The following is an 8,317-nucleotide window of genomic DNA, read 5'->3' on the forward strand; positions in this document are numbered from 1 at the left end:
AACCAATATAAACAATTGTTTTTCTATATAAATCGATTATCATTTAGGTAACGAAAGAAGGAAAAAATATGAAATTACAAGTAGCTTTAGATACGTTAACTTTACAGGATTGTATCGCTTTGTTAGAAGAAACCAAAGGATCGGTGGATATTGCGGAAGTGGGAACTCCATTTGTGATTGAAGAAGGAATGGTTCCCGTAAAGGAATTTAAAAAACGTTTTCCAGACATTGAAGTATTAGCCGATGTCAAAATTATGGATGCCGGAAAATATGAAGCGGATAAATGTTTTGATGCAGGAGCGGATATTGTGACTGTTTTAGGAGTCAGTCATGATGAAACCATTAAAGGGGTTGTCGAAAGTGCTGCAAATCATCATAAAAAAGTAATGGTGGACATGATTGCGGTCGAAAATCTGGAAAAGAGAACAAAAGAAATTGATCAGATGGGTGTGGATTACATTTGCGTACATACCGCATTTGATGTTCAATCTTTAGGACAAGATCCATTAGATGATTTAAAGACGGTAAATCGTGTTATTCAGAATGCGAAAAGTGCTGTGGCTGGTGGGGTAAAACTGCAGACAGTGGATGCCATTGTACAGGAAGGATGCGAAATTGTCGTTGTCGGTGGAGCCATCTGTAATGCCAAAGATCGCAGTGCGTATGCCAAAGAAATTAAAGAACACTTAAAATAGGAGGAAATATGAACAATAGAGATTATGCCAGTGTGGTATTAAATGAACTTCATCATACATTATCTAAAATTGATATTCAGAAAGCCAATGAATTTGTAGAATTGGTGGATCAGGCTCAGGAAGTATTCTGTGCTGGTGCTGGAAGAAGTGGATTCCAGGTAAAAGGATTTGCGATGCGTCTGATGCATATGGGAATCAATAGTTATGTAGTCGGAGAAACGTGTACACCAAACATTCGTGAAAATGGATTGCTGGTAATCTGTTCTGGATCTGGAGAAACCAAAAGTTTAGTCAATCATGCCAATAAAGCCAAAGAAGTCGGAGCGAAAATTGCTTTGATCACAATCAATCCAGAATCCACAATTGCCAAATTGGCGGATGTAGTTGTTGAAATCAGTGCACCAAGTCCAAAAAGCGCAAAACAGGGAGATATTAAATCCATTCAGCCTATGGGTTCTTTATTTGAACAGTCCGAAGGTATCTTCATGGACATTTCCATTATGATGCTGATGGAAAAACGAAATTTAGACAGTGATACTATGTTTGGAAGACATGCGAATATGGAATAGGAAGGAATATTATGAGAGCCGAACTTGAAAAATATGTAGAAAAACCTTGGGGTTATGAAAAATGGATCGCCGTAACGGATCAGTATGCTTTAAAAGAAATCTTTTTAAAGAAAGGATGTCGTACATCCTTACAGTATCATAATTTCAAAGAAGAACACAGTTATGTATTAAAAGGAAAATTATCGATAGAAGAAGATAACGAAAACAAGGAAATGGAAGTGAATGTATATGTACCAGGAGATATCATTCACGCCCTTCCAACGTATAAACATCGTGTAACAGCACTGGAAGATTCTACTTTTATTGAAGTAAGCACGCCATTTTTAGAAGATGTTGTACGTGTAGAAGATGATTTTAATCGTAAATAATAAAAAAGAAGTTATTCCATATACAGGATAACTTCTTTTTGTTTTAAAGATTGTTTTAAATCAATCACTCTTTGATTTTCACTTCCTCTAAATGCCAGTGAAATATTGTATAGATCTTTTTGAAAAGGACCATCTACCAGTACATCAATATAAGACAACATTTCATCGGTTACTTCACAATGTCTTTTTCCACCATCCAATAGATCCTGATCTAAAATAAAACCTGTATAACACCAGATGGTTTTATCTGGATAGGTTTCCTTTATGTGTTTAAATAAAGAAACAAGACCTCTCTGATTTTCAAATTCAAAAGGCTCTCCTCCTAAAGCGGTAAATCCCTGAATATAATCTGGTTTTAAAGAATCTAAAATCTGTTTTTCTGTTTCTTCTGTGAAAGGCTGGCCATAATTGAAATCCCATGTTTGTGGCTGAAAACAGTCTAAACAATGATTGGTACAGCCAGAAACAAATAATGTAGTTCGAACACCTTGTCCATTGGCAATGTCATAATATTTTATATTTCCGTAATTCATAAATATAGTATATCTTATTTTTATTTGATTTAGAAGTGATATACTTAAACTATGAATTATAAAGAAACAATGAATGAATTATCAAAAGGACATGTATTCGGAAAAGATCCGATTTCATTAAAGTTATTTAAGACATATATGAATTCAAAGAATAATATTCAGAAACAATTGAAATGCATTCATATATCCGGTACCAATGGAAAAGGCTCTACTTCTTATGCGATGGAACAGATCTTAATGGAAGCAGGATATAAAACAGGGGTATATTCTTCTCCAAATATAGAATCGGATTTTGATTGTATTCGGATCAATGGAAAGAAAATATCACAGGAAAGATATGAATCGTATATCAATCTTTATTTTGATGAATGGAAACAGTATGGATTATCCAGTTTTGAAGCAGAAGTTTTTCTTTCTTTTCTATATTTTATAGAAGAAAAAACAGATTTTGTGATTTATGAAGTGGGTATGGGAGGAAAAGAAGATGCGACCAATGTGATTGATTCTATATTATCTATTATCACAAATATTGGATTGGATCATTGCGATTATTTAGGAAATACCTATTTAGAAATTGCCCAGAAAAAGGCAGGAATCATAAAAAAGAATTCTTTATTTATTACAGGGGAAAAAAGAAAAGATTGTTTAGATTGGTTTAGTTATATATGTCATCAGAAACATACAAAGATGTATACAGCTATAAAAGAAGAATCCTATATAGATTCAGGCCTTCATTTAAATGTAATGGATTATTCAAATATTTATATTCCAGTATATGCTTCTTATCAATCTAAAAATATATCATTAGCTATTCAGGCTTTAGAAGTATTGAAAAAAGAAAATTATATTCAATTTAAAAAAGAAGATGTATATAAGGGACTGTCACATTTTCATTGGACAGGACGATTTGAAATTGTAAGAAAAGATCCATTAATAATATTAGATGGAGCTCATAATTTAGAAGGAATCAAAGAATTGGTGAACTCTTGTAAAGATATAAAAAATTTAAGTGTATTGTTCAGTGCTTTAAAAGATAAACCATATGATGATATGTTGGAAGAATTAAAAAAGATTTCCAGTCATATTATGGTTTGTGACTTTGAACACAATCGCAAAGCGGATGTTTCTTTATTTTTAAAACACGATGTAGAAGTTATTGATTCGTATGAAAAGATAATAAATGAAATTCAAACACCTTTGCTTATATGTGGTTCTTTATATTTTATTTCACAGGTTAGAAAGAAAATATTACTTTAAATAGAAACTTAAAAAAAAAGTTCGCTAATATTTAGGGCGAACTCTTTTTACAGTTTTGATCACAATAAATAATAAGAAGAAATCTATTGGAAAACGTAGAAGCTGAATGCCGATTCTTCCAATCCATAACGCATAGAATGTATTTCCATACAACATACTTAACCATAAGGGAGTTAATAATAGATTATTGATAAAGGATACGGAAAGTTGTGCACACAATATGCGTTTCCAGCTGATTTCTTTTTGTTTATAAAAGAAACATCCAAATAGAAAACCGGCAACAAATTCGTTAATCGCAAAACCCGGAAAGTAAGGACCGGTTGGTCTTAAAATGTATTCAATGGTATCGGCTAATATTCCAGCCAGTCCACTTAATACAGGACCATAGTAAAGAGCACATACACCGGTAACGACCGATGAAAAGCCAATTTCCAGTACATTGGATACAGTAATGGTAAATTGAGCAACAACGGCTTTTAGAGCCATAAACAAAGCGGTACCGGTTAAAGAGGACACCTTCTTTAACTCTTTGGTACTTTCTTTTATTGTTTGTACAGAATTCATAAAAAAAACCTCCTTTTCCATTATTGCCTGGAAAAAGAGATTGAATTTTTCCTGCAACAGTGGGAATCGATATGTATATCGCAGCCTTCGCTTTCGTCCACTGACAACTCCCTGTTCATATGGCACTATACGCATACATATCTACTCTGTAAACAAGATTCATTATAGAAGAATTTGATTTAAGATTCAACTTCCTTTTGATTATAATATTTCTTAACTAAGAAAATGATTACAATTCCAATAACAGTCAATAAACTGTCAATGGCACTTAATTCATATACGATCAGATGTCTGGCCAGTACAAAGATGATTACTTCTAATACAGTATTTACATCCGTTGTACAAAGCATTCTTAAAAATTCGATTCCAATGACAATATTAAAAATTCGAGTTAAAAATTCTATAAAATATTCACTGTTTTCGGCATGAAAGACATATTCAATAAAAGGCTGATATAAATGAAAGATACTGACTATGATTGCACACAATACAATAAGAGCCACAAACAGTTCCATAATATGAGATAGTTTATTCAGATAATGTTTAAATTGTTCCATATTAACCTCCAATTGGACTATATCCAGTCTGTTCTACAATCGCCTGTCCTTCTTTCGATAAGATAAAATTCATAAGACGATTCACATTTTCATTTGAATTTGAACGATTGTAAATGGCACAAACATCTACAATCAGTGGATAACTTCCATTTCTAATATTTTCAATGGAAGGATATATACCATCAACTGAAAGTATTTTAACATTTTTTTCCTGTTGAAGCACTTCTATAAAATAACGGAAACTATAACCCATAGCTCCTTTTTCATCGTTATACTGAGCCACCTTTGATATTACACCTTCCATTGCAGCAATCGTTTCATATGTTTTTGCCTCTTTTAAAGAAACATCTTTCATAAAATATTCCATCATAGTCTGTGAACCAGAATTTTTAGGACGCTGAAACGCCTGTATTTCTTCATCCTTTCCACCCACTTCTTTCCAGTTTGTGATCGTTCCATGATAAATGGAACGAATCTGATCACTTGTCAGATTATCAATGGGATTGTCTTCCTGTACAAAGAACACAAAAGCTTCTTTACCAATGGGAACCACATTCAGACCCATATTCATTTCTTTTGCCATTTCATACTGTTCAATGGAAGGTCTGGCTCCAAATAGAATATCTACTTCCTGATTCAACAGACGATAAAAAGCCTGAATGGTATTGGTAAAAGTGACATACGTCCCAAAATAAAACAGAACTGGCCAATCGATACAACATGGTTTATTCTTCCACTTTTGTAACCAATGGAACGGCAACGGGAATGGATACGGAAATTGGAAAAATTGCACAAATGATGAATGAAATCAAAGAAAAGAAAACACCTCTTCAAATCCGTCTGGACCGTTTCAGTAAAAATCTGGCAATAGGTATTATTGGAATCTGCATTCTGGTGTTTATTTAAATTCTAAATTTGGATAGATCTTTTCCATTTTTTCATCTGGATAATATTCATCAATCTTCTGTTCGATGGATGTCTTGGCTGGAATGTCATTCTGTCGGTTCATCCAGCGATACACAACGATGCCACTGATGGCATAATCGATGATCAAAAAGACAGTAAAGGAAATGGTCAAGATTTTTCCGAGTTTATTGGATATTTTTAAAATATATTTAGAAATAAGAGGATATAGATCTTTAATCCAGAATACTCCCAATATTCCCCAGAATATGGAATACAGTAGACAGATTCGTCCGTTTAAATTAAATGGAAACTGGCTGTAATCCCATGAAGTGGAACCAAATAAAAGTTCCTGAAAATACGAGCAGAAATATTCAACAATGGAACCAACAACAAAACCTCCAATAAAAGAAAGCCATACCCCTCGATTTCGATATTTATATAAAAAGATACTTAAACAAACCGCTCCAATTCCATATACGATATTAAAAGGACCAATAATGGTACATGTACGAGATTCAATATATCCATTTTTTAACAGACAGAACAACATTTCTATAATGACTCCCGCAAAAGAACCAATAATCAATAAAAGTAAAATCTTATAAAAATTAATGCCTTTGGCAAAATGACTGGATAAAGATTCTTCATAATCGATTTCTGTATTGGAAGGCAATTTTCCTTTTGTATCCTTTTTTCGAGCTTTTAGTTCATCTTTCATCTTTTCTGTTTCCAGTAAAGCCTTATTAATATTTTCTGTACTTTGATCTAAAGCTTGAATTTCTACATCGATTTCATGATTTAAATGGGGGTCCTGTATATCATCCATTTCATTTTTAGCCATATTTAAATACAATTGATCTAAATATTGTTTCTCTTCCTGAATCACATTTAATAATTCTTCAGATTTCTTTTTGGTGTTTGATAGATTGTTTTTCATTATTTTATTGTACAATAAGTAATATAAAAAACTCAAGGAGGATACATTATGTCACTTTTTAGAAAAAGTAAAGATATAAATGAAGAACTGATTCAGTTTCAAAACACAAAGAATGCGATTTTACTGGATGTACGATCTAAAGAAGAATATGAAATGTCTCATATTCCAGAAAGTATCAATATTGGCCTGACAGATATAGAAAAAGTAAATGAAATAATAAAAGATAAAAGTACAATGATTTTTGTGTATTGTTTTTCTGGAGCACGCAGTGAAAAAGCCTGCAGAAAGATGAAAGAAATGGGTTATAAAAATATAAAAAATATTGGAGGAATCTCTCAATATCAGGGAAAGGTTATATGAGATGGCAAATGTTTTAGATTATTTAAAATGGAGAAAGGATCTGACGTTTAAACAGGATCCATTTAATGAAGTGGATGCTTTAATACTGGCTCGTCTGTCTTATATTCCCTTTGATGGAATCCTTTCACAGAATTCAATGGAAACCATTTCTTTATCGAAAGCCATTTCAATATTTTTAAAAGATCCAGACTGCAAAGAAAAAGTGTTGTTGTCAAAGGATATAGATTTGATTCAGGAACTGGAAAACAGTGTTCGTTTTTCCGGTTTGAAATTGTCTTTTTATGTGAATCAGATTGAATTGGATAAACAGAAACAGTTCAGTGCTTTAGTAATTTCCATTCATGACAGGCTGCATTGTGTATCTTTTCGAGGAACCGATAGTACAATAGTGGGATGGAAAGAGGATTTCAATATGACATTTATGACACCGGTTCCTTCACAGGTCAGTGCAAAAATATATTTAAAAGAAGTGATGAATTCTTTAAAAGGAAAATTTATATTAACGGGACACTCTAAAGGAGGAAATCTTGCCATTTATGCAGGTGTTGAAAACAGTAAAAAAATTCAGAAACGAATTCTGAATATTTATAATTTTGATGGTCCAGGATTTGAATCGGATTTTTTTAAAAAACCGTCTTATTTAAACATTGAATCCATTATATGTACATATATTCCTCAAAGTTCTATTGTAGGAATGCTGCTGGAACATGAAGAAAATCATCAGATTGTGAAAAGTACAAATAATGGAATATTACAGCACGATCTTTATTCGTGGCAGGTGATTCAAAATACATTGATACAAAGTGAAAGTCTGACAAAAGACAGTGTTTTAATTGATGAAACGGTTAAGGAATGGGTGGCTTCCCTGGATGTGATGCAAAGACAACAATTTATTGATTCGATTTATAAACTGTTTGAAAGTTCACAGACATTGGATGAACTGTATAAAAATACAGGAAAAATTATATCTTCTATTAAAAATCTGAGTGAAGAGGAAAAAAAGAACATTGGTGATATATTAAAATTATTATTGAAATCATTTATAAAGAATGTGAGGGAATAAGATGAAAAAAGCTTATATATTTCCAGGAATCGGATATCACTGTGATAAACCTTTACTGTATTATACAAAGAAATTGTTAAAAGATTATGAAATTATAGAGATTCAATTTAAGAATCTGGATTTTGATATACAAGTATCAGAAGAAAAAGCGTTTCAGCAGGCAAAAGAACAAATGAAAGAAGTGGATTCTTCCACATTATTTGTATCAAAAAGCATTGGTACCTATTGTGCAGCAAGACTGGCAAAGGAATATAAAATTCAAAAGAATATTTATTTTACGCCTTTAGAAGATACCATGCCCTATATTAAAAAAGAAGATCTTATTTTTTCAGGAAGCAAAGATCAGTGGGCGAATTATGATGTATTAAAAAAATATACCGATTCTGATATGTACCCAATATTCTGGACATACGTTAATTTGAATTGAGTTTAACACATGGATGTTTCTCTGTATACAACAGGAGGCATCCATTTTGTTTTGGATTGAATTCTTTTGTTGTTATAGTAA

The 8,317-nt window shown here is 32.2% G+C and carries 13 protein-coding genes and 1 riboswitch; of the genes, 8 read left to right on the forward strand and 5 right to left on the reverse strand.

What is annotated here, in order from left to right; genetic code table 11:
- Nucleotides 1-68: 68 nt before the first annotated feature.
- From hxlA to FYJ50_RS08975, 3 genes are read left to right on the forward strand one after another with little or no spacing between them, the layout of a single operon-like run.
- Complete coding sequence (hxlA, locus tag FYJ50_RS08965) at nucleotides 69-695, forward strand: 3-hexulose-6-phosphate synthase (RefSeq protein WP_154461186.1); 627 nt, start codon at nucleotides 69-71, stop codon at nucleotides 693-695.
- An 8-nt stretch (nucleotides 696-703) separates the two neighbouring features.
- On the forward strand, nucleotides 704-1,264 hold the full coding sequence (hxlB, locus tag FYJ50_RS08970) for a 6-phospho-3-hexuloisomerase (protein WP_154461188.1): 561 nt from the start codon (nucleotides 704-706) through the stop codon (nucleotides 1,262-1,264).
- Between the two features lie 11 nt (nucleotides 1,265-1,275).
- Nucleotides 1,276-1,632: a cupin domain-containing protein gene (locus FYJ50_RS08975; protein WP_154461190.1), complete on the forward strand. Its 357-nt coding sequence runs from the start codon at nucleotides 1,276-1,278 to the stop codon at nucleotides 1,630-1,632.
- 11 nt (nucleotides 1,633-1,643) lie between these two features.
- Here the strand turns inward: FYJ50_RS08975 and nrdG are convergent, their stop codons facing one another.
- Complete coding sequence (nrdG, locus tag FYJ50_RS08980; protein ID WP_154461192.1) at nucleotides 1,644-2,165, reverse strand: anaerobic ribonucleoside-triphosphate reductase activating protein; 522 nt, start codon at nucleotides 2,163-2,165, stop codon at nucleotides 1,644-1,646.
- Nucleotides 2,166-2,216: 51 nt separating this feature from the next.
- On the opposite strand from nrdG, the gene FYJ50_RS08985 reads away from it, so the two are divergent.
- On the forward strand, nucleotides 2,217-3,422 hold the full coding sequence (locus FYJ50_RS08985) for a bifunctional folylpolyglutamate synthase/dihydrofolate synthase (RefSeq protein WP_154461194.1): 1,206 nt from the start codon (nucleotides 2,217-2,219) through the stop codon (nucleotides 3,420-3,422).
- 24 nt (nucleotides 3,423-3,446) lie between these two features.
- On the opposite strand, the gene FYJ50_RS08990 is transcribed toward FYJ50_RS08985, so the two are convergent.
- The 3 genes from FYJ50_RS08990 to FYJ50_RS09000 all read right to left on the reverse strand — a co-directional run bounded on the left by FYJ50_RS08990 (nucleotide 3,447) and on the right by FYJ50_RS09000 (nucleotide 5,336).
- Entirely contained in the window at nucleotides 3,447-3,986 is a 540-nt protein-coding gene (locus FYJ50_RS08990) for a folate family ECF transporter S component (protein ID WP_235900962.1), read from the reverse strand.
- 55 nt (nucleotides 3,987-4,041) lie between these two features.
- Nucleotides 4,042-4,137, reverse strand: a riboswitch (THF riboswitch).
- Between the two features lie 28 nt (nucleotides 4,138-4,165).
- Nucleotides 4,166-4,543 carry a phosphate-starvation-inducible PsiE family protein gene (locus FYJ50_RS08995; RefSeq protein ID WP_154461196.1) on the reverse strand — a complete coding sequence of 126 codons (378 nt, stop codon included), beginning with the start codon at nucleotides 4,541-4,543 and terminating at the stop codon, nucleotides 4,166-4,168.
- Nucleotide 4,544: 1 nt separating this feature from the next.
- Entirely contained in the window at nucleotides 4,545-5,336 is a 792-nt protein-coding gene (locus FYJ50_RS09000) for a PstS family phosphate ABC transporter substrate-binding protein (RefSeq protein ID WP_338083012.1), read from the reverse strand.
- On the opposite strand from FYJ50_RS09000, the gene FYJ50_RS09005 reads away from it, so the two are divergent.
- Nucleotides 5,264-5,449 carry a P-type ATPase actuator domain-containing protein gene (locus tag FYJ50_RS09005; RefSeq protein WP_154461200.1) on the forward strand — a complete coding sequence of 62 codons (186 nt, stop codon included), beginning with the start codon at nucleotides 5,264-5,266 and terminating at the stop codon, nucleotides 5,447-5,449. The two genes, FYJ50_RS09000 and FYJ50_RS09005, sit on opposite strands and share 73 nt — an antisense overlap.
- On the opposite strand, the gene FYJ50_RS09010 is transcribed toward FYJ50_RS09005, so the two are convergent.
- Nucleotides 5,442-6,386 carry a putative ABC transporter permease gene (locus tag FYJ50_RS09010; protein WP_235900963.1) on the reverse strand — a complete coding sequence of 315 codons (945 nt, stop codon included), beginning with the start codon at nucleotides 6,384-6,386 and terminating at the stop codon, nucleotides 5,442-5,444. The genes FYJ50_RS09005 and FYJ50_RS09010 overlap by 8 nt on opposite strands.
- Before the next feature lie 48 nt (nucleotides 6,387-6,434).
- On the opposite strand from FYJ50_RS09010, the gene FYJ50_RS09015 reads away from it, so the two are divergent.
- The 3 genes from FYJ50_RS09015 to FYJ50_RS09025 are packed head-to-tail and all read left to right on the forward strand — an operon-like array spanning nucleotide 6,435 to nucleotide 8,236.
- A complete protein-coding gene (locus FYJ50_RS09015; protein WP_154461202.1) occupies nucleotides 6,435-6,746 on the forward strand; it encodes a rhodanese-like domain-containing protein in 312 nt (103 codons plus the stop codon).
- Between the two features lies 1 nt (nucleotide 6,747).
- Entirely contained in the window at nucleotides 6,748-7,809 is a 1,062-nt protein-coding gene (locus FYJ50_RS09020) for a DUF2974 domain-containing protein (RefSeq protein ID WP_154461204.1), read from the forward strand.
- A gap of 1 nt (nucleotide 7,810) precedes the next feature.
- Nucleotides 7,811-8,236 (forward strand): hypothetical protein, encoded by a 426-nt coding sequence (locus FYJ50_RS09025; RefSeq protein WP_154461206.1) that lies wholly within the window; start codon nucleotides 7,811-7,813, stop codon nucleotides 8,234-8,236.
- Nucleotides 8,237-8,317: the final 81 nt, after the last annotated feature.

Origin of the sequence: Floccifex porci (genome assembly GCF_009696175.1) — a bacterium.
GTDB lineage: Bacteria > Bacillota_I > Bacilli_A > Erysipelotrichales > Erysipelotrichaceae > Floccifex > Floccifex porci.

Bases quoted from the DNA above. Each gene is read 5' to 3' on its own strand.
- hxlA (WP_154461186.1), top strand. From the start codon at position 69: ATGAAATTACAAGTAGCTTTAGATACGTTAACTTTACAGGATTGTATC.
- hxlB (WP_154461188.1), top strand. From the start codon at position 704: ATGAACAATAGAGATTATGCCAGTGTGGTATTAAATGAACTTCATCAT.
- FYJ50_RS08975 (WP_154461190.1), top strand. From the start codon at position 1,276: ATGAGAGCCGAACTTGAAAAATATGTAGAAAAACCTTGGGGTTATGAA.
- nrdG (WP_154461192.1), bottom strand. From the start codon at position 2,165: ATGAATTACGGAAATATAAAATATTATGACATTGCCAATGGACAAGGT.
- FYJ50_RS08985 (WP_154461194.1), top strand. From the start codon at position 2,217: ATGAATTATAAAGAAACAATGAATGAATTATCAAAAGGACATGTATTC.
- FYJ50_RS08990 (WP_235900962.1), bottom strand. From the start codon at position 3,986: ATGAATTCTGTACAAACAATAAAAGAAAGTACCAAAGAGTTAAAGAAG.
- FYJ50_RS08995 (WP_154461196.1), bottom strand. From the start codon at position 4,543: ATGGAACAATTTAAACATTATCTGAATAAACTATCTCATATTATGGAA.
- FYJ50_RS09005 (WP_154461200.1), top strand. From the start codon at position 5,264: ATGGTTTATTCTTCCACTTTTGTAACCAATGGAACGGCAACGGGAATG.
- FYJ50_RS09010 (WP_235900963.1), bottom strand. From the start codon at position 6,386: ATGAAAAACAATCTATCAAACACCAAAAAGAAATCTGAAGAATTATTA.
- FYJ50_RS09015 (WP_154461202.1), top strand. From the start codon at position 6,435: ATGTCACTTTTTAGAAAAAGTAAAGATATAAATGAAGAACTGATTCAG.
- FYJ50_RS09020 (WP_154461204.1), top strand. From the start codon at position 6,748: ATGGCAAATGTTTTAGATTATTTAAAATGGAGAAAGGATCTGACGTTT.
- FYJ50_RS09025 (WP_154461206.1), top strand. From the start codon at position 7,811: ATGAAAAAAGCTTATATATTTCCAGGAATCGGATATCACTGTGATAAA.